The following is an 18,626-nucleotide window of genomic DNA, read 5'->3' on the forward strand; positions in this document are numbered from 1 at the left end:
ACGCTGCCTGCGGACCCTGGCTGCTGGGGCGAAACGGTAACCCGCCGTCGGTTACTGCGGTAGTACCCGTAAGGCGCAATTCGGCAACCGTTGGCCGGCCCGGCCCGAACGGCCGTTCGGGTGCCCTGGCCAGCGCCGCTGTCGTACCTCGTGAGGTACGACAGCGGCGGCCGACGTCAGTCGTGGACGGGAACCGGTTGTTGCCGCTGGGCCAGGGCTCGGTTGCGCAACCACCGCTTGAACCACGGGAAGTCGGGCAGCCGGGCCAGGATCGGTCCGGTCACCACGGTGATGAGGACGTACGTCGCGGCGAGCGCGGCCAACCGTGGCTCGACGCTGCCGGCCGCGACCGCGAGGCCGGCGATGACGATGGAGAACTCACCCCGGGGTACGAGCGCCAGACCGGCCCGCCAGCGACCGGGTTCGGCGATGCCGACCCGGCGGGCGGCCAGGTAGCCGGTGAGCGTCTTCGTGCCCATGGTGACCACGGCCAGCGCGAGCGCCGGCAGCAGCACCGGCGGGATGTCCTGCGGGCTGGTGGTCAGGCCGAAGAACACGAAGAACACGGCCGCGAACAGGTCCCGCAGTGGGGAGAGCAGCTCGGTGGCGTGGTGGGCCACCGGGCCGGAGAGGGCGATGCCGACCAGGAACGCGCCGACGGCCGCCGACACCTGGAGCGACGCCGCGATGCCCGCGATCAGCAACGTCAGGCCGAGTACGCCGAGCAGCAGCGCCTCCGGGTCCTTCGCCGACAGGGCGGACGAGATCAGATGGCCGTACCGGATGGCGACCACCAGCACGATCAGCACCGTGCCCACCGCGACGGTGAGCGCGATCCCGCCGCCGAGCAGGCCGGTGCCGGCCAGTACGGCGGTGACCAGCGGCAGGTAGAGCGCCATCGCCAGGTCCTCGATGACGAGCACCGAGAGGATCACGGGAGTCTCGCGGTTACCGAGCCGACCCAGGTCGGCGAGGACCTTGGCGATCACGCCGGACGAGGAGACCCAGGTGATGCCGCCGAGTACGAGGGCGGCCACCCAGTCCCAGCCGAGCAGCAGAGCGAACCCCGCTCCGGGCAGCGCGTTGAGCACTCCGTCGATCAGACCGGCGGGTGCCGCCGAGCGCAGGTTGCCGACGAGCTCGTTGGCCGAGTACTCCAGGCCGAGCATCACCAGCAGGAGGATCACGCCGATCTCGGCGCCGACCGCGAAGAACTCCTCGCTGGCGTCCAGCGGCAGCAGCCCGCCGTGCCCGAACGCGAGCCCGGCGAGCAGGTAGAGGGGGATGGGAGAGAGACCGAAGCGACGACTGAGCCGGCTCAGGAGCCCGAGCAGCAGCAGAAGCGCACCGACTTCGATGAGCAGTGTGGTGAAATCGTGCATCCGCCTCAGCCGTCCGGGTCACTGTCGGCGAGGATGGCGGACACACCGTCGAGACCTCTGCGGGTCCCCACGACGACCACCACGTCACCGGCGGCGAAGCGGAACGAGGGGAGCGGCGAGACGATGACCTCGCCGTCACGCAGCACCGCCACGATGGAGGCGCTGGTGCGGGTACGCGCCTTGGTGTCCGCGAGCGGACGGTTGACGTACCGCGACCCCGCCGGGATGGCGATCTGCTCGGTGAGCAGCCCGGCGGCCTGCTCGCGCAGCCCGGAGAGCTGACCGAGCATGAGCGACGCGCCGAGGATGTCGGCCAGCGCCTCCGCCTCGTCGTCCGTCAGCGGGATGTCCGCCTGGCAGGCGTCGGGATCGTCGGGGTCGTAGAGGACAAGATCACGCCGGCCGTTGCGGTGGGAAACCACGCCCAGGCGGCGGCCGGATTCGGTCACCAGATCGTGACGCACTCCGATGCCCGGTAAGGCAGTCTGTTCCACGCGTACTCGCACCCGGGCAAGGCTACCGCTTCGGAGACGCCGATGATCGGATGGATGTCTGGGCGGGCAGCGGTGCTGCTGCTCGTACCTCTGTTGGCTGGGTGTTCGATCGGCGATGTCCGCCGTAAACCGCCGACCGCGTCGTCCGGGGCAACCGTCACCGCGCCGTCTCCAACGGCCGCCGTCGCGCAGGAGCGCCGCGTCCGGGTCGCCGTTCCCCAGCGGTACGACCCGCCGTACGTCGAGTTCGTCGACGCCGAGCACGGCTACGCCCTCTTCGCCAGCTGCGGCGAGCCGCCGCCCGGCGACGACTGCCCGGCGCGACTGTTCACCACCCTTGACGGCGGACGGTCCTGGCGGGAGTTGCGACATCCCCACCCGGCGGCGGAGAACCACCAGCTCTACGCCGCGCCGGGGGTTCTGACGCTGTGGAGTGAGCCGCACGGCTGGTGGACCTCGACCGACGGTGGCACCTCGTTCACGCACGCGCTGGACGGGCCGCCGCCGCAGTGGGTCGGTGCCCAGCATCGATTTCAGGTGATCGAGGCCGGTGCTCAGATCGGCGAGTGGGACGGCCAACGGCTGCGCCCGTTGGCCGCGCAGCCCCGCGTACCCGGATTGAACGCGGTCGACGCGGGCGACGGCCCGCTGGTGGTCGCGACCGGGGAGAAGGACGGGAAGCTGTACGCGGCTGTCTCATTCGACCGGGGGCGGAGCTGGCAGCAGACCCCGGTGCCGGCACCCGACGGGCAAATCGCCGCTCTGAACGCCCACGTGGAGGGGGACGGGACGGCCTGGCTGGTCGGGACGCGGCCGGACCGCAGATCCTTCCCGGCGCTCTGGCGACTGCGCCGAGGGTGGGATCCGATCCGCGTCGACGGCGCTCCGCCACAAATCCAATCCGTCGCACCGATCGGCGGCGGGCTGCTCGCGGTGACCGGCCCGGCGGGCGCAGGGGCTGTCGGGGGCGACGGCCGCTACACCGAGTTGCCCTGGCCGATCGGCCCCGACCGCAGCCTGTCCGTGCTGACCGACGGCACGATCGTGGCCGTCGGCGGGGACGGTGGGATCCTGCTCGGCGTCGGCTGGGTGGCCGAGCGTCGCTGGACGAAGATCACCCTCGACAACGCCTGACGTCTCGCCTGATCGACTCGACGTCACGCAAGTCGGGGTGTCTGGACCTCCAGGACACCCCAACTTCCGGGAAACCGAGTCGATCAAGGCCGAGCGAGGTCAGAGCTGCGCGAAGAAGTCGCGGAGGTCTTCGACCAGGACGTCGGTCGCCTGGTGGGCGGCGTAGTGGCCGCCGACGTCACCGCGTCCCTCGACATCCGTCCCGTAGGCCGTCCAGCGGACGATGTTCGCGTGGTCCCGATCGGCGAAGCGGCGGATGGACTGGAAGTCGCCGGGGAACATGGCCAGCGCGGTGGGCGCCGTGGTCGGCTCGGTCGGCTGCTCGTCGGCGTGCGCGTCCTCCCAGTAGAAACGGATCGCCGAGGCGGCCGTGCCGGTGAACCAGTAGAGGGCCACGTTGGCCAGGATGAAATCGGCGTCCAGGCTCTCGTCGAAGAGTTGCGCGTTCCAGGCCAGCAGCCCGACGGGCGAGTCGGCCAGCGCGTACGCCAGGGTCTGCGGCTGCTGGCTGTGCACCTGGTTGAAGGAGAACTTGTTCTCGTAGAACCACTGGAGGTGCCCCAGCGCCGCCTGGTCCGCCTCGGAGAGGTCGGCGAACTCGGCCGGGTCGCCGGAGGGGAACGAGAAGAGCTGGGTGACGTGCACGCCGAGCACGTGCTTACGGTCGATCCGGCCCAGCTCGGGCGAGATCATCGAGCCGGCGTCGTTGCCGACCGCGCCGTAGCTGTCGTACCCCAGGCGGTTCATCAGCTCGGCCCAGGCGCGGGCCGTGCGGTGCCGGTTCCAGCCGGCGCTGTGGGTGGGGCCGGAGAACCCGAAGCCCGGCAGCGACGGGATGACCACGTGGAAGGCCGGCGCGGCCGGGTCGCTCGGTTCGGTGAGCGGGCCGATGACGTCCAGGTATTCGAGCACCGAGCCCGGCCAGCCGTGGGTGAGCACCAGGGCGGTGGCGTCCGGCCGGGACGACCGGACGTGCAGGAAGTGGATCTGCTCGCCGTCGATCTCGGTCACGAACTGCGGGTGGGCGTTGAGCTGAGCCTCGACGGTTCGCCAGTCGAATCCGTCGCGCCAGCGGTCGGCGAGCGCGCGGACCCGGTCGCCGCTCATCCCGTACGCGTCGCCGACGCCGGGCAGCTCGGCGGGCCAGATCGTGCGGTCCAGGCGGGCGGCCAGGTCGTCGAGGGCGGTCTGCGGGATCTCGGCGCGGAACGGGCGGATCGCGGTGCCGGTCATCTCGGGCTCCTTCGGAACGGAATGTTTCGTTCTGCAATCACGGTAGCAGACCGGAACGATCCGTTCCAGTGGTAGCCTCGAGCCATGTCGACGAAGCCCTTGGCCGGCCGCCGCGCCCAGGCCGCCCGTAACGACGAGGTGATCCTCGAAGCCGCCCGCGCCGTCTTCCTCGACGACCCGAAGGCACCCATCGCCGCCGTCGCGGACCGCGCCGGCGTGGGGATCAGCGCGCTCTACCGGCGGTACGCGGGCAAGGAGGCCCTGCTGCGCCAGCTCTGCCACGACGGGCTGCGCCGCTACATCGCGGTGGCCGAGGAGGCGCTCGCCGAGCCGGACGACTGGGCCGCGTTCGCCGGTTTCCTGGCCCGGGTGGTCGACGCCGACGTGCACTCGCTCACGGTCCACCTGGCCGGCACCTTCACGCCGACCGAGGAGATGGGTCGGGACGCGGTGCGCGCGGGCGAGCTGGCCTCGGCGCTCGTCGAGCGGGCGCACGCCAGTGGGCGGCTGCGCGCCGACGTGGTCGTACAGGATCTGGGTCTGGTGTTGGAGGGTGCGCGGCCGTGCGCGTACCCGACGGGGAGCGCACCCGTGAGCTGCGCCGCCGGCAGCTCGCGGTGCTGCTGGGCGGTCTGTCGACGGTGTCGGAGGCGGGCGAGCTGCCCGGCCCGGCGCCGGCTGCCGGGGAGTTCGACTGGCGGTGGCGACGCCGCGAGTGACGGGCGTCACACGGTAAGGTTGAGTGGAATACGCTCAACTCTGGTTGCGTCCAAGACAGTGGACAACGCCGATCCGGGGGAGCCCATGAACACCGAGAAACTCACCACCAAGAGCCGCGAGACCATCACCGGCGCCGTGTCCCTGGCCAACCAGCGTGGCCACGCGACCGTGGAGCCCTGGCACCTGCTGCTGTCCCTGCTCGACACCGAAGGCTCGACCGCCGCCGGTCTGCTGCGCGCCGTCGGGGCCGACCCCGCCGAGCTGCGCCGGGCCACCGAGCGTGCGGTCGACGCCCTGCCGGCCGCGCGGGGCTCCAGCATCGCCGAGCCCACCCTGGCCCGCGAGTTCGTCAACGCCATCGGGGCCGCCGAGCAGATCGCCCGCCCGCTGGGTGACGAGTACACCTCCACCGAGCACCTGCTCGCCGGCCTTTCCCGCGTGGGCGGTGCCGTGTCGGCGGCGCTCAAGTCGGCCGGCGCCACCGAGGAGGCGCTGATCGCGGCCTTCCCGACCGTCCGGGGTGGGGACCGGCGGGTCACCACCGCCGACCCCGAGCAGACCTACCAGGCGCTCAGCAAGTACGGCGTCGACCTCACCGCCAGCGCCCGCGACGGCAAGATCGACCCGGTCATCGGCCGGGACTCCGAGATCCGCCGGGTCATCCAGGTGCTCTCCCGGCGTACGAAGAACAACCCCGTGCTGATCGGCGAGCCCGGCGTCGGCAAGACGGCCATCGTCGAGGGTCTCGCCCAACGGATCGTGGCCGGTGACGTGCCCGAGTCGCTGCGCGACAAGAAGCTGGTCTCGCTGGATCTCGGCGCGATGGTCGCCGGCGCGCAGTACCGGGGCCAGTTCGAGGAGCGGCTGAAGTCCGTCCTGGAGGAGATCAAGAACTCCAACGGGCAGGTCATCACGTTCCTCGACGAGCTGCACACCGTCGTCGGCGCCGGCAAGGGCGAGGGCTCGATGGACGCCGGCAACATGCTCAAGCCGATGCTGGCCCGTGGTGAGCTGCGGATGGTCGGCGCCACCACGCTGGACGAGTACCGCGAGCACATCGAGAAGGACCCGGCGTTGGAGCGCCGCTTCCAGCCGGTGCTGGTCGGCGAGCCGACGATCGAGGACACGATCGGCATCCTGCGCGGGCTCAAGGAGCGCTACGAGGTGCACCACGGCGTACGGATCACCGACGCCGCGCTGGTCGCCGCCGCCACGCTCTCCGACCGGTACATCACCGACCGGTTCCTGCCGGACAAGGCGATCGACCTGGTCGACGAGTCCGCGTCCCGGCTCCGAATGGAGATCGACTCCCGGCCGGTCGAGGTGGACGAGATCGAGCGGGCCGTGCGCCGGCTGGAGATCGAGGAGATGGCGCTGGCCAAGGAGCCCGACGCCGCCTCCGCCGAGCGGTTGGCGCGGCTGCGCCAGGAGTTGGCCGACAAGCGCGAGCAGCTCACCGTGCTCTCCGAGCGCTGGCAGACCGAGAAGAGCCACATCACCAAGCTCTCCACCGCCAAGGAGGAGTTGGAGCGCCTGGGCGGCGAGGCCGAGCGGGCCGAGCGCGACGGCGAGTTGGAGCGCGCCGCCGAGCTGCGCTACGGCCGCATCCCGGCCCTGAAGGTCGAGTTGACGCAGGCCGAGGAGGAGCTGGCCCGGCTCCAGGCCGACGGCGCGATGCTCAAGGAGGAGGTCGGCTCGGACGACATCGCCGCGGTCGTCGCCTCCTGGACGGGCATCCCGGCGGGCCGGCTGCTGGAGGGCGAGACGGCGAAGCTCCTGCGGATGGAGGAGTCGCTCGGCAGCCGGGTGGTCGGCCAGGCCGAGGCCGTGGGCGCGGTCTCCGACGCCGTACGCCGGGCCCGGGCCGGTGTCGCCGACCCGGACCGTCCGACCGGTAGCTTCCTGTTCCTCGGCCCAACCGGTGTCGGCAAGACCGAGCTGGCCAAGGCGCTCGCCGGGTTCCTCTTCGACGACGAGCGGGCCATGGTCCGCATCGACATGAGCGAGTACGGCGAGAAGCACACCGTCGCCCGCCTCGTCGGCGCCCCGCCCGGCTACGTCGGCTACGAGGAGGGCGGCCAGCTCACCGAGGCCGTACGCCGCCGGCCGTACTCGGTGATCCTGTTGGACGAGGTGGAGAAGGCGCACCCGGACGTCTTCGACGTGCTGCTCCAGGTGCTGGACGACGGTCGGCTCACCGATGGCCAGGGCCGGACGGTCGACTTCCGCAACGCCATCCTGATCCTCACCTCCAACCTGGGGTCGTCGGTGATCAGCGACCTGACGCTGGCCGAGGAGCAGCGCCGCGAGGGCGTCCTCGCCGTGGTCCGGTCGCACTTCAAGCCCGAGTTCCTCAACCGGCTCGACGACATCGTGGTGTTCGCGGCGTTGCGCGGGGACGATCTGCGCTCCATCGTGGACATCCAGCTCGACCGGATGCGACGCCGTCTGGCCGATCGACGACTCGGCCTGGAGATCACCGAGGCGGCGCGGGGCTGGCTGGCCGAGCACGGCTACGACCCGATCTACGGTGCCCGCCCGCTGCGCCGACTGGTGCAGACCGCCATCGGCGACCAGTTGGCCAAGGCCCTGCTGAGCGGAACGATCAGGGACGGCAACACGGTCAAGGTCGACCTGAGCCCTGCCGGAGGTGCCCTGACGGTCACCCCCGCCTGAGCCCCGTGATCAAGAGGTTTGCGTCATCGGGACGTCTTCCCATGACGCAAACCTCTTGATCAACAGGGTGAGAGGCGGGCCGGCGGGGAAAGGAGTGGGGCATGTTCGGGATGAGTAGGTGGGAGCGGGACCTTCGGGCGGCGGTCGACGAGTTGATGACCGCCGACACGCTGGCCTTCGGCGGTGTCGGGTTCGCCGGTGAGGTTATGCCGGTGACCGAGGCGTACCACCGCGTCGAGGCAGCACTCGACGACCACCCCGAGGAGGTACGCCGGCAACTCGACCACCTCCTGGCGGAGGGCTCGCCCGCCGGCCGCGCGTACGCGGCGACGCTGCTGGAACGCCTCGACCCGTCGGCCGCCCAGGCGACCTGGACGTCGCTGCGCGACGACTCCACCGAGTTCACCACCTTCGTCGGCTGCGTCATGGGCCGCTCCACCCTCGGCGACTACGCCACGCAGCGACTCGCGGCGGCCTGACAATCGCCGCACACCCCCACGCGTTCGGCGGTCCGTCGTGGGTGGCTGAGCTTTCGGTCACGACGCGACTCATTTCGGTGCGCCAGGTTGTTACCGTCTGCGCCGACGTACCTGGGGAGGTGGTCGGGTGGACGGGTCGCTGGCGTCCCTGGTGGGGGCCGTTGTCGTACTCATGACGGTCGTGCTCGTGGTCGTCGTGCGCGCCCGGCGGCGGGCCGCGGCCCGGCCCACCGGCCTCCCGCCGACCCGCCGGCTGGCCCCGGGTGATCGCGTGCGGATCCGCCAGCGGGAGTACGTCGTGAGCGGCACCATCCGACTTGTCGAGGGGGGCTGGACCTGGGTGCAGCACCTCCTCGACGACGCCTCCGGCACGCCGCACCGGCTCTCCGTCGAGGGTGACGGTGGTCCCGAACTGGAGCTGGTGCTCTGGACCGCCGAGCCCGGCGCGACAGTCACCCCCGGTGCCCCGGAAATCGACCTCGGCGGGCAGCGGTACACCTGGGCCGAGACCGGGCAGGCGCGCTACACCGCCATCGGGGAGACCGGCCTGCCGGCGGCGGGGACGATGCGTTACCACGACTACGAGTCGGGCGGGCGTGCCCGACTCTCCTTCGAGGCGTACGGCGAAGAGGGCTGGCGGGTCGCGCGCGGTGACCTGCTCGATCCGGCCGACCTGGCGATCCGACCCGTCGACGACGCGCGCTGAGCGACCTCGCCGGGCGCGCCGCTTTCGTCACGGCATGCCGGAGTGGCCGGTTGCCGATACGGTGTGGGCCCAATCTAGGAAAGGAGAATCGTGGTCGACTCCCCGAGCACGCCGACCCGCCAACGGCCCTCCACCGTGACGATTTCCAGCTACCTGCTCTACCTGTTCCTGGCGTGCCAGGTGATCAGTCTCATCATCACCCTTTCCACCATCGGCAAGACCCGGGACGTGCTCCGCGACGCGTACGCGGGCAGTTCCGCCGACGGTGCCGACCAGGTCGCGAACTTCTTCTACGCGTTCGGCCTGGGCAGCGCCATCATCGTGCTCCTGCTGGCGGTCGTGCTGGGCGTGCTGGCGATGTTCAACAACCAGGGCAAGAACGGCGCCCGGATCACCACCTGGATCGTCGGCGGCATCATGGTCTGCTGCACGGGTGGCAGCCTGCTCAGCGGCGCGGCCGGCGGCTTCAACACCGGTGGAAACACCGGCGGTGACATGCCGAGCGCCGAGGAGATCCGGCGCCGTCTCGACGAGGCGCTGCCCGGCTGGGTCACCCCGGTCAGCCTGCTGCTCGGCGTGGTCAGCCTGCTCGCTCTGCTGGCGGCACTGATCCTGCTGGCCCTGCCGAAGTCCAACGAGTTCTTCCGCAAGCCCGCCGCCGCGTGGGAGCCGCCGACCCCGGGCGCCAGCTACCCGGCCTACCCGCAGGCGTCCGGCCAGCCCGGCTACCCGCAGGCGTCCGGTCAGCCCGGCTACCCGCAGGCGCCCGGTCAGCCCGGCTACCCGTCGACTCCCGGCCAGCCGTCGAGCGGGGAGCCGGCCTACCCGTCGACGCCCGGCCCGGCGTCCGCCCCGGAGCAGCCGACCGCCCCGCCGGCCGACCCGTCCAGCTCGGACCGTCCCGACGACACCCCGCCGACGGACCGCCCCGGCACGACCCCGCCGTCGACGAGTTGATCCACGGATAGGCACGACGCCGACGATCCCTCCGAGTAGGTTGCAACCCGACGCCTATCGGAGGGATCCGTCGTGTCGTACCCCGAACCGGCACCGCCCCGCCGGCCCGCCGTGGTCCCGGTGGCCACGGCCGTGCTGTTGCTGATGGCGGTCGGCGCGCTCGCGTACACCGCCGTCGACCTGGCGGTGCTGGGCCGGACGGTGGACGAGTTCCGCGCCGCGGCGCGGGACACCTCGGCCAGCCCGCAGCAGATCGACGACGTGGTGACCCTGCTGCGCGCGTCGGCGGCGCTGACCGCGGTGGTGGCCGCGCTGTCCGCGCTCGTGCTCGCCGGCCTGGCCCTCGGACTGTTGACGGGTCGACGGGGCGTACGGGTGGCCACCTGGGTGGTCTGCGGGCTCGGCCTGCTCGCGGGCTGTTGCAGCGTGGCGGTGCTCGTCGGTGAACGCGCCGCGCCGCTGCGGCTGGGGGCGGACGAGCGGGCCACCGCCGAGCTGTTGGGTCTGCTCTCGGACGCGTACCCGTCCTGGTGGATTCCGCTCAATGCCGGGCTTTCGGTCGGGCAGGCCCTCGGTTACCTTGTGGTAGCCGCGCTGCTGGCCCTGCCGGCGGCGAACGCCTGGTTCGGTCGACACCGCCGCACGGCACCGACCGCGCCGTCCGCGTTCCCGCCCGCGTCGCACCAACCCCCGCAGGCGCCGGCCACGCCCCCGTACCCGCCCAGGTGAGGACCGCCCGTGACGCTCGAATCCACGACCGCCGAGCGACGGGCTCTGATCACCGGTGCCACCGCCGGCATCGGCGCGGCGTTCGCCCGGCGCCTGGCGGCCGACGGCTGGCACCTGGTGCTGGTCGCCCGGGACGCGGATCGACTGGCCGCGATGGCCACGGAGTTGGGCGCCCGACACGGGCACGACGTCGAGACGCTGCCGGCGGACCTGTCCACCGATGACGGCTGTGCCACCGTCGAACAGCGGCTGGCGTCCGACAACCCCGTTCACCTCCTGGTCAACAACGCCGGCATCAGCCTGAACAAGCCGTTCCTGCGCTCCACAGCGGAGGACGAGGCGCGGCTGCTCCGACTCAATGTGCACGCCGTCATGCGATTGACACTGGCGGCGCTACGTCCGATGACCGAACGGCGCGACGGGGCAGTGATAAATGTCTCTTCGGTTGCTGGGTTCGGCGCGGTGATGCCCGGGTCGACCTACTCGGCCAGCAAGGCGTGGGTCACCAATTTCAGCGAGTCCGTGGGTCAGTCGGCCCGCCCTTTCGGCGTCCGGGTGATGGCTCTGTGCCCCGGCTACACCCGTACCGAATTCCACGAGCGGGCCGGCATCAACATGTCCAAGACGCCGAACTGGATGTGGCTGCGAGCCGAGGACGTCGTCGGAGAGGCCCTTCGTGACCTGCGCAAAGGCAAGTTGGTGAGTGTTCCGGCGTGGAAGTACAAGGTGGCCGTCGCCGGTCTGCGGCACGCGCCGCGCCGGCTGCTGGAGGTGGTCTCGCGCGACACCCGCGGCCGGATCGGTCGCGAGGAACGCTGAGCCCCCGGCGCGTCGTCGCGCCGGAGACGCCGCCGTGGGTGGTTGGCGCACCGCGACCGGACCGGTCGCTGAGCGTAGTCGGACATCGCCATTCATCGGTGTCTCACCGCCCCGATTCGGCAGGCCCGTCCACACGGCGTTCAGAGTTGCGCAGTAACCTCTATCGCCATGGGGGACCACGACGACCTGCGCAAATTCATTACCGACCTGGCTGTGGTCCACGGACGGGTCACGTTGTCATCGGGGCGTGAGGCCGACTGGTACGTCGATCTGCGACGCGTCACGCTCCATCACCAGGCCGCTCCGTTGGTCGGTAAGGCGCTGCTCGACCTCACCGCCGACTGGGAGTACGACGCGGTCGGTGGCCTCACCCTGGGCGCGGACCCTGTCGCGCTCTCGATGCTGCACGCCGCCGCTGGAACCGGCCGTGCCCTGGACGCCTTTGTGGTGCGAAAGGCGGGCAAGGCCCACGGTCTGCAGCGACGGATCGAGGGACCGGAGGTGGCCGGCCGCCGGGTGTTGGCGGTGGAGGACACGTCCACAACGGGCGGAAGTGTGTTGACTGCCGTGGAGGCTCTTCGCGAGGCCGGAGCCGAAGTCGTGGGCGTGGCGGTTATTGTTGATCGAGGCGCCGGCGACGCGGTGCGAGCCGCCGGATTGCCGTACCGGGCGGCCTATACGTTGGCTGACCTCGGCCTTGTGGCGTAAAAGTCTGCCGATTCGTATCTGCTGATATGCAGGCGGATCGATGCTGCTGGTGGAAGGATGGAATACGTGGGAACTGCGTTGGCCGAAATGACTATGCCTCAGATCTCGCCGCTTGCCGGTGAGCCGATCGAACGTGCCGATGCCGAGCGTCTCGCGGGGGTCCTCAAGGCCCTTGCGGATCCCGCCCGGCTCCGGCTGCTCAGCCTGATCCAGTCGGCCCCCGAGGGCGAGGCGTGCGTCTGTGACTTGACCGCGCCGCTCGGCCTCTCCCAGCCGACGGTCAGTCACCACCTGCGTATCCTCACCGAGGCCGGCTTGCTGGAGCGGGAGAAGCGCGGTGTCTGGGCGTACTACCGGCTGGTCCCGAGCGCGATCGCGACGATCGCCGACCTGCTGACCCCGCCGCGTAAGCGGGCCACCAAGAAGGCCCGCTGACGTAAGGCGCTGCGCACCGTCTCGTACCCGGGGCGGTGTCCGGTGGCGAACCAGGGGTGGCGCCACCGGTAGCTGATACCTGCTCGTCCCCGGCCGCACCGCCGGAGGCCGGGTCCGACATGCCGACGGCCGACCCCCGCACCAGGGGGCCGGCCGTCGTCGTATCTCAGGTCAGCGCTCGTGCCCGCGACGGTCGTGCGGGTTCTCGTCGTGGTCGAACTTCTCGCGCACCGCGTCGACTGCGCCCGCGGCGCTGGCCGCCGCGACGACCGCGACCGCCTCGCCCCGCTTGCGCGCCCGCCGGTCGCGGAGGAACTCGAAGAAGATCGGCAGCACCGAGATCAGGATGATCAGTGCGACCACCGGCAGGATGTAGTGGTCGATCTTGTCGCCGATCGCCTTGTAGATCCGGTCGGCCAGCAGGTAGCCGATCAGCAGGATGCCGTCGACCCAGAGCACCCCGCCGACGATGTTCCACAGCAGGAACTGCCGAGCCGGCATCCCCAGCGCCCCGGCGACCGGGTTGAGGAACGTCCGCACGATCGGGATGAAACGCGCCAGCACCACGGCCTTGGCCGGGCCGAACTTCTGGAAGTAGTACTCGGCCTTCTCCACGTACTCCTTCTTGAAGAGCCGGGAGTTGGGCCGCTCGAACATCCGTCGGCCGTACCGCGCGCCGAGCCAGTGCCCCAGCTGCGCGCCGAGGATCGCGCAGATCGGCCCCCCGATCAGCAGACCGGCCAGCGAGAGCCGGGTGCCGTCGCCGAAGATGGCGTCCGCCACCGGCGAGGCGGCCACACCGGCGAGGAACAGCAGCGAGTCGCCGGGGAAGAAGAAGCCCACCAGCAGGCCGGTCTCGGCGAAGAGGATCACCCAGACGCCGACCAGCCCGAAGGTCTGCAACAGGTCCTTGGGATCGAGCGGGTTCAGGGCGACGCTCTCCGTGAGAGCGCGGGTCTTCTCAGCTGTGTCCACGGCCACAAAGGGTACCGAAGCCCGCAGTCCGGGCCGCGCCGGACCGGTGCTCACCACCCGGTCGCCGGATACGACGGTGCCCCGCCGACCAGCGTGGTCGACGGGGCACCGGTACTGCCGGGATGGATCAGGCGACGAAGCGGGTCCGGCGGCGCTTGGCCACCAGGTAGCCGCCGACGCCCGCGGCGAGCAGCAGCGCGCCCAGGCCGGCGAGCAGGCCGGTCGACTGACCGGTGATCGGCAGCGAGCCGCCGTCGCCGCCACCCTCGCCGCCACCATTGCCGTCGGTCGCACCCTTGATGGTGAACGCGGCGGTGTCGTTCTTCGGGTCGAGGTCGGTGATGGTCGACCCCTCGCCATCGAGGTTGAAGTGCAGCAGGTGCACAGAGCCCGGCGCGCCGGCCAGCTTGTCGATCCGCAGCCCGAACTCGAACACGGCGGTGTCGCCCTTGTGCAGGGTCTCGTACCACTCGCAGAGGTAGGCGCGAGCGCCCGGATCGCCGTACCAGCCGACCACTTCACCGTCCTTGAACGGCGAGCACTCCTGCGGCGCCGTCACGACGGTCGCGCCGGCCGGAATGGTGATCTCGGCGGCGGTGGTCAGCTGGCCCGGCGAGTACGTGTTGATCGCCGCTGGCCCGTTGTTGACGAAGCCGACCTTGGTGTTGACCGTCTTGCCGACGGCACCGGCAACTACGGCCCCGTTCGCGACCACGTCGGCCCGCTGGTTGCCGGTCACGGTCGCCGTGATCCACGTGATGTTGTTGTACGGGTCCTTGTCGGTCTGCTTTAGCTGGCGAGCCTGCGCCGTCGGCGCCGGAACCAGGGTCAGCGCCGGCCCGGCGCCCTTCTGCCACGCGCCGTCCGGGAACGGGGACTCCGCGAGGAACGCGGCCCAGTCGCCATCGGCGAACCACTCGGCCGATCCGTTCAGCTCGCTCGGCGCCCAGGTGTCCGAAGCGATCTTGAGGGTGGACGTCGGGTCCAGCTGGACGACGGCCCCCGGCTCGATCTTCTGGTCCAACGTGCACTGCGCGAAGTTGGTACCGAACGCGTAGAGGTAGGAGCAGTTCGAGTGCTGGGCCGCGCTCAGACCGCTGCCGATCAGCAGCAGGACCGCGCCGTTGGTGGTCTTGTCACCGACGTTCGCGACCCGCAGCGGCGCCTTCACCGTCGCTCCTGGCGCTCCCGAGATCTCGAGGGCGTCGTCCGCCTTGAGATCCACGCCCTCGCCCACCTCGAGGGTGGACGTGGCGGTGACGTTCGCCTTGCCCTTGGTGGCCATCGTCAGGGTGAGGTCACCCTTCTTGCCGACCGCCGCGGTGTCCTTGGCCTTGACCGTGAGGTCGAGGACGTAATCGATGGTGGTGGCACCCCGGAGATTGCAGGTGATGAGCGTTCCGCTCTCCGAGCAGCCCGGCACCGGGTTGCTCAGCGTGACGGTGGCGAAGTCGGACACCGCGGCGCGGTCAACCGTGACGGTGAAGTAATCCGGCAGCGCCTCGGCGAACGCCTGAAGGATGACGGACTTGGCCTCGCCACCGGCGGCGAGGAGAGCGTTGTTCGCGTACAGGAAGACCTCGTTCGAGGGCTCCTCGGCGGCGGCCGGGCTGGCGGAGGCGGCGACGAACGCGCCTGCGACGCCCAGTCCGGCGAGCCAACGCCGGGTGGAGTGCGTGAGCATGAGGGGGGATTCCTCCAGTTGGGGGATTCAGGTGCAGCCCGTGGATCTTAAGGAACCGCTAAGGTTCGGCGTCGCCCCTGATCACCGCCTGGTGAGCAGGACGAACCGAAAGGCTGATCACCGCCACCGCAATGTTCGGCGCGTCCGCTCCCGTCATCTGAAGCAGGACCCCGGGAGGTGCAGTGACGTACGAGGAGTTCGCGGACACGCGACTTGCCCCGCTGCTGCGGTACGCGGTGATGCTCACCGGTGATCCGCACCAGGCGCAGGATCTGGTGCAGGAGACGATGGTCCGGGTCCAGCTGAACTGGCGGCGGGTCGCCCGCGCGGACTCGCCCGAGCGGTACGTGCGCCGCATGCTCACCAACCAGTACGTCGACTGGAAGCGCGGCTCGTGGATGCGTCGGGTGCTGCTGCGCGGGGAGCCCGACGAGTCCCTGCCGGCGGCCGCCGACCACGCCCAGTCCGCCGTGGACCGGGACCAGATCTGGACCTGGCTGTCCCGGCTGCCGCGCCGGCAGCGCGCCACCCTCGTGCTGCGCTACTACGAGGATCTGCCCGACGCCGAGATCGCCGACATCCTCGGCTGTGCCGTTGGGACCGTCCGTTCGTCCATCTCCCGGGCCCTCGCGACGCTCCGGGCCGAGTACGTGGAGGTTCCCTCATGATCGAGGATGACCTGCGTGCCGCCTTCGCCCGGCACGAGCCGCTGACCCCGCCGACCGGCCCGCTGCGCGCGGCGATCGACCGCCTGACCATCCGCCGTCGCCGTCGGCGTCGCCGCTGGCAGGCTGGTGGTGTCGCGTTGGCCCTGCTCGGGGTGCTGGGGATCGGGGTGCCGCTGCTGACTCCCGAGCGCGGGGGTCCGCCGCCGGCCGCCGAACTGCTCGGTGAGTCCGCTCGACCGGCGCCAACCGGCGCTCTGAACATCCTGCTGCTCGGCCTCGACGGCGACGGGCCGGCGGCGACGCGGTCCGACGCGGTGCTGTTGGTGCACATCCCGGCCGACCGCAGTCGCCCCTACCTGGTGTCACTGCCCCGCGACCTGGGCGTGTCGATCCCGGGCCACGGCACCGACAAGCTGAGCGCCGCTTTCCCGGCCGGCGTCGGGTCGACCCGGCCGGAGATGACCAAGGGGTACGAGCTGACCCGGCGTACGGTGGCCGAGCTGACCGGGGTACGGGTGGATGCCGGCGTGGTGCTGACGTACCGCGCCGTGAGCGCGCTGACCGACGCCGTCGGCGGTGTGCCGGTCTGCCTGAGCGACCGGGTGCGTTCCGTCCACACCCGGCGGGTCTTCCCGGCCGGGTGCCAACGCCTCGACGGCGCCGCGTCGGTCGACCTGCTCCGTCAGCGCTACGGTCTGCCCTGGGGGAGCCAGGACCGGGACCGCAACGCCCGTCTCTTCGCCGCCGGCCTGGTCCGCCAGGCCACCGGCCAGGGCATACTCACCGATCCGGTACGCCTCGCCAGACTGCTGGCGGCCGCCGGCCCGGACCTCGTGGTGTCACCCGACCGGGCGGCCATCCTGGACCTGCTGCGGCTCGTGCCCACGCTCCGGTCGGTCGAGCCGGTCGGGCTCGGCCTGCCGGTCGTCTGGCCGACCGGGAACGACCGCTTCCTGCGTACTGATCCGAAGCTCGCGCCGGAGTTCCTGACCGCGCTGCGGGAGGACCGGCTCGGCGACTGGGCGGCCCGCCATCCAAGGCTGGTCGACCGCACCCGGTGACTCCGTGGAGAGCGACGGCACCCCGCCGCCCAGGGAAGGGACGGCGGGGTGCCGATCAGGCGGTGCGGGTCAGGCGACGAAGCGGGTGCTCCGACGTCGGGTGAGCAGGTAGCCGCCCAGACCGGCGGCGAGCAGCAGGCCACCGATGCCGGCGAGCAGGCTCGTGGGGGAGCCGGTGATCGGCAGCGAACCACCGCCACCGCTGCCTCCGTCACCGTCACCGTCACCGCTGCCGCCGCCCTGGCCCGGGTTGACCAGGATCACGGCCCGGTCGTTGGCCGGCTTGATGTCGCCCCTGAAGCCCCCGCCGGCGGGACACTCACACGGCGCGTTGACCCACACCGTGCCGTTGGCGTTGGGGACGACCCTGTCGATACGCAGCCGGAAGTCCACGGTGTAGGTTTCGCCGGCCACCAGCAGCATCTCCGAGGCGCACTGGTACGTCCGGGTGCCCGGTCGCAGTTGGCAGCCGACGGGAACCTCGACGGCCGTGGTGCCGGGCGGCAGCTCGACGAGCGTGTGGGTGGCGGCCTCCCATTCCTCGCTCACGTTGTCGAGCGTCGCCGGGCCGTTGTTCCGGAAACCGACGGTCGCCGTGACGACGGTGCCGGCCCGGCCCTTGAGCGTGGCGCCGATCGCCGCGAGGTCGGTGCCGTTCCTGCCGGTGACCTTGATGATCCAGCCGGTGTAGTCGTAGCCCGGGCCGACGTCGGTCTGGTCGGCCTGCCGCATCCCGCTGGCTGCCGCGGTCAGGCTCAACTTGGGACCATTGCCACGCGCGCCCTCTCGGACACCAACGGCTTCGCGAACCCGGGTCAGGTCCTCGAAGTCGGCAACGGTCATGAACTGGGCATAGCCGGAAAGGTTGGCCGGGGCGTAGGCGTCCCGGGCGAGTTCGAGGTTCAGCGTGCCGGTGAGCCCTTCGCCCACCGGGATCTCCTCGTCGAACTGGCAGGAGACCAGGTGGTCGTCGGAGTAGACGCAGTTGCTGAACCGATCCTTGGTCCGGATCGCGTACGGAAGGTCGAAGACCGCGACGAATCCGGTGATGGTCTTGTCGCCGACGTTGGACACGGCCAGCGGTACCGAAACCTTCCCGCCCGGCTTCGAGGAATGGTCGGTGAACGGCCCGCCGGCCAGGTCGACGCCCTCGCCGATGCGGACCCGCGAGGTGTAGCTGCCCTGCCGCCCGCCCGCAGCCTCGAAGCTGATCACCACGTCGCCGGAGTCGCCGAGCTGCGCGTCCTGGGTAGCGGTCAGGGCCACCCGTTTGGTAACGCCTCGGTAGATCCCGCTGCCGAGCGGCGGCAACTCGTTCAGGGTGACGCCGAAGGACTCCGGGCAGACGAGAACGCCCGGCTCCGGTGTGGCGCACTCCTGCTGGTCAAAGGGGGCAATGGTGATCTTGCCGGCTAGTGAGCGGTAGTCGTACCGCACGGAGACGTCGCTGAGGCTCGTCGGCTCGTCGGCGTACAGAAACAGGCTTCTGACCTTCTCCGAGCCGACGGCCAGGGTGGAGTCCTGGAAGTACGGCTCGATCGTTGCCGCGGCGACGGCGGGGGTTGCCGAGGCAGCGATCAACGCTCCGGCGGCACCCAGCCCCGCGAGCCATCGGATCGAATGCTTGAGCATGGGGGTCCTCCCGATGAGACCGAGGTGGCGCGCTCGTACAACCTAGGGAGACCCCGACACTTTCGATGACCCGGTGCTATCGATATTTGTCGAACGAACCGAACGGCCGGGGACCTCTGCCCCAACGGACAACG

At 70.9% G+C, this 18,626-nt stretch carries 17 protein-coding genes and 1 pseudogene; 12 read left to right on the forward strand and 6 right to left on the reverse strand.

Annotation, left to right across the window (positions count from 1 at the left end):
- Positions 1-176: 176 nt before the first annotated feature.
- Both ACQP0N_RS00665 and ACQP0N_RS00670 read right to left on the reverse strand, forming a co-directional pair.
- The gene (locus ACQP0N_RS00665; protein WP_355048463.1) at positions 177-1,382 is read right to left on the reverse strand and encodes a cation:proton antiporter; all 1,206 of its coding nucleotides are present in this window, start codon (positions 1,380-1,382) and stop codon (positions 177-179) included.
- A gap of 5 nt (positions 1,383-1,387) precedes the next feature.
- Positions 1,388-1,888 carry a cation:proton antiporter regulatory subunit gene (locus ACQP0N_RS00670; protein ID WP_355048462.1) on the reverse strand — a complete coding sequence of 167 codons (501 nt, stop codon included), beginning with the start codon at positions 1,886-1,888 and terminating at the stop codon, positions 1,388-1,390.
- Between the two features lie 42 nt (positions 1,889-1,930).
- Here ACQP0N_RS00670 and ACQP0N_RS00675 point away from each other — a divergent pair, with 42 nt between their 5' ends.
- Complete coding sequence (locus tag ACQP0N_RS00675) at positions 1,931-3,010, forward strand: hypothetical protein (RefSeq protein WP_433116729.1); 1,080 nt, start codon at positions 1,931-1,933, stop codon at positions 3,008-3,010.
- Positions 3,011-3,109: 99 nt separating this feature from the next.
- Here ACQP0N_RS00675 and ACQP0N_RS00680 read toward each other — a convergent pair whose 3' ends face one another.
- Positions 3,110-4,243 (reverse strand): epoxide hydrolase family protein, encoded by a 1,134-nt coding sequence (locus tag ACQP0N_RS00680; protein WP_433116731.1) that lies wholly within the window; start codon positions 4,241-4,243, stop codon positions 3,110-3,112.
- A gap of 84 nt (positions 4,244-4,327) precedes the next feature.
- Between ACQP0N_RS00680 and ACQP0N_RS00685 the strand changes: the two are divergent.
- The 9 genes and pseudogenes from ACQP0N_RS00685 to ACQP0N_RS00725 form a co-directional block, all read left to right on the forward strand.
- Positions 4,328-4,456 (forward strand): annotated as a pseudogene (locus ACQP0N_RS00685) (TetR/AcrR family transcriptional regulator); the annotation flags it as partial.
- Between the two features lie 591 nt (positions 4,457-5,047).
- Complete coding sequence (gene clpB / locus ACQP0N_RS00690; protein ID WP_433121340.1) at positions 5,048-7,639, forward strand: ATP-dependent chaperone ClpB; 2,592 nt, start codon at positions 5,048-5,050, stop codon at positions 7,637-7,639.
- A gap of 101 nt (positions 7,640-7,740) precedes the next feature.
- Positions 7,741-8,118 carry a hypothetical protein gene (locus ACQP0N_RS00695; RefSeq protein WP_433116733.1) on the forward strand — a complete coding sequence of 126 codons (378 nt, stop codon included), beginning with the start codon at positions 7,741-7,743 and terminating at the stop codon, positions 8,116-8,118.
- Positions 8,119-8,245: 127 nt separating this feature from the next.
- Positions 8,246-8,824 (forward strand): DUF4178 domain-containing protein, encoded by a 579-nt coding sequence (locus ACQP0N_RS00700; RefSeq protein WP_433116734.1) that lies wholly within the window; start codon positions 8,246-8,248, stop codon positions 8,822-8,824.
- Positions 8,825-8,914: 90 nt separating this feature from the next.
- Positions 8,915-9,781, forward strand: coding sequence for a hypothetical protein (locus ACQP0N_RS00705; protein WP_433116736.1), 867 nt, complete (start codon positions 8,915-8,917; stop codon positions 9,779-9,781).
- Between the two features lie 72 nt (positions 9,782-9,853).
- Positions 9,854-10,510, forward strand: a complete 657-nt coding sequence (locus ACQP0N_RS00710) for a hypothetical protein (RefSeq protein WP_433116738.1) — start codon at positions 9,854-9,856, stop codon at positions 10,508-10,510.
- A 9-nt stretch (positions 10,511-10,519) separates the two neighbouring features.
- Positions 10,520-11,329, forward strand: coding sequence for an SDR family NAD(P)-dependent oxidoreductase (locus tag ACQP0N_RS00715; protein WP_433116739.1), 810 nt, complete (start codon positions 10,520-10,522; stop codon positions 11,327-11,329).
- Positions 11,330-11,497: 168 nt separating this feature from the next.
- On the forward strand, positions 11,498-12,037 hold the full coding sequence (gene pyrE / locus ACQP0N_RS00720) for an orotate phosphoribosyltransferase (RefSeq protein ID WP_355048453.1): 540 nt from the start codon (positions 11,498-11,500) through the stop codon (positions 12,035-12,037).
- A 57-nt stretch (positions 12,038-12,094) separates the two neighbouring features.
- A complete protein-coding gene (locus ACQP0N_RS00725) occupies positions 12,095-12,472 on the forward strand; it encodes an ArsR/SmtB family transcription factor (RefSeq protein ID WP_007454255.1) in 378 nt (125 codons plus the stop codon).
- Positions 12,473-12,643: 171 nt separating this feature from the next.
- Here ACQP0N_RS00725 and ACQP0N_RS00730 read toward each other — a convergent pair whose 3' ends face one another.
- Both ACQP0N_RS00730 and ACQP0N_RS00735 read right to left on the reverse strand, forming a co-directional pair.
- Complete coding sequence (locus ACQP0N_RS00730; protein ID WP_355048452.1) at positions 12,644-13,453, reverse strand: DedA family protein; 810 nt, start codon at positions 13,451-13,453, stop codon at positions 12,644-12,646.
- 121 nt (positions 13,454-13,574) lie between these two features.
- Positions 13,575-15,131: an LPXTG cell wall anchor domain-containing protein gene (locus tag ACQP0N_RS00735; RefSeq protein WP_433116742.1), complete on the reverse strand. Its 1,557-nt coding sequence runs from the start codon at positions 15,129-15,131 to the stop codon at positions 13,575-13,577.
- A gap of 182 nt (positions 15,132-15,313) precedes the next feature.
- Between ACQP0N_RS00735 and ACQP0N_RS00740 the strand changes: the two genes are divergently transcribed.
- Positions 15,314-15,799, forward strand: coding sequence for a SigE family RNA polymerase sigma factor (locus ACQP0N_RS00740; RefSeq protein ID WP_355048450.1), 486 nt, complete (start codon positions 15,314-15,316; stop codon positions 15,797-15,799).
- Complete coding sequence (locus ACQP0N_RS00745; RefSeq protein ID WP_433116744.1) at positions 15,796-16,860, forward strand: LCP family protein; 1,065 nt, start codon at positions 15,796-15,798, stop codon at positions 16,858-16,860. The genes ACQP0N_RS00740 and ACQP0N_RS00745 overlap by 4 nt, the downstream gene beginning before the upstream one ends.
- A 69-nt stretch (positions 16,861-16,929) precedes the next feature.
- Here ACQP0N_RS00745 and ACQP0N_RS00750 read toward each other — a convergent pair whose 3' ends face one another.
- Positions 16,930-18,492, reverse strand: coding sequence for an LPXTG cell wall anchor domain-containing protein (locus ACQP0N_RS00750; RefSeq protein ID WP_433116746.1), 1,563 nt, complete (start codon positions 18,490-18,492; stop codon positions 16,930-16,932).
- Positions 18,493-18,626: the final 134 nt, after the last annotated feature.

Source organism: Micromonospora sp. CA-246542 (genome assembly GCF_050942905.1).
In the GTDB taxonomy this organism is placed as follows: domain Bacteria; phylum Actinomycetota; class Actinomycetes; order Mycobacteriales; family Micromonosporaceae; genus Micromonospora.

What these genes read in the sequence shown, in the direction of transcription:
- ACQP0N_RS00665 (WP_355048463.1), bottom strand. Translation starts at nt 1,382, where the DNA reads ATGCACGATTTCACCACACTGCTCATCGAAGTCGGTGCGCTTCTGCTG.
- ACQP0N_RS00675 (WP_433116729.1), top strand. Translation starts at nt 1,931, where the DNA reads ATGTCTGGGCGGGCAGCGGTGCTGCTGCTCGTACCTCTGTTGGCTGGG.
- ACQP0N_RS00680 (WP_433116731.1), bottom strand. Translation starts at nt 4,243, where the DNA reads ATGACCGGCACCGCGATCCGCCCGTTCCGCGCCGAGATCCCGCAGACC.
- clpB (WP_433121340.1), top strand. Translation starts at nt 5,048, where the DNA reads ATGAACACCGAGAAACTCACCACCAAGAGCCGCGAGACCATCACCGGC.
- ACQP0N_RS00695 (WP_433116733.1), top strand. Translation starts at nt 7,741, where the DNA reads ATGTTCGGGATGAGTAGGTGGGAGCGGGACCTTCGGGCGGCGGTCGAC.
- pyrE (WP_355048453.1), top strand. Translation starts at nt 11,498, where the DNA reads ATGGGGGACCACGACGACCTGCGCAAATTCATTACCGACCTGGCTGTG.
- ACQP0N_RS00725 (WP_007454255.1), top strand. Translation starts at nt 12,095, where the DNA reads ATGGAATACGTGGGAACTGCGTTGGCCGAAATGACTATGCCTCAGATC.
- ACQP0N_RS00735 (WP_433116742.1), bottom strand. Translation starts at nt 15,131, where the DNA reads ATGCTCACGCACTCCACCCGGCGTTGGCTCGCCGGACTGGGCGTCGCA.
- ACQP0N_RS00745 (WP_433116744.1), top strand. Translation starts at nt 15,796, where the DNA reads ATGATCGAGGATGACCTGCGTGCCGCCTTCGCCCGGCACGAGCCGCTG.
- ACQP0N_RS00750 (WP_433116746.1), bottom strand. Translation starts at nt 18,492, where the DNA reads ATGCTCAAGCATTCGATCCGATGGCTCGCGGGGCTGGGTGCCGCCGGA.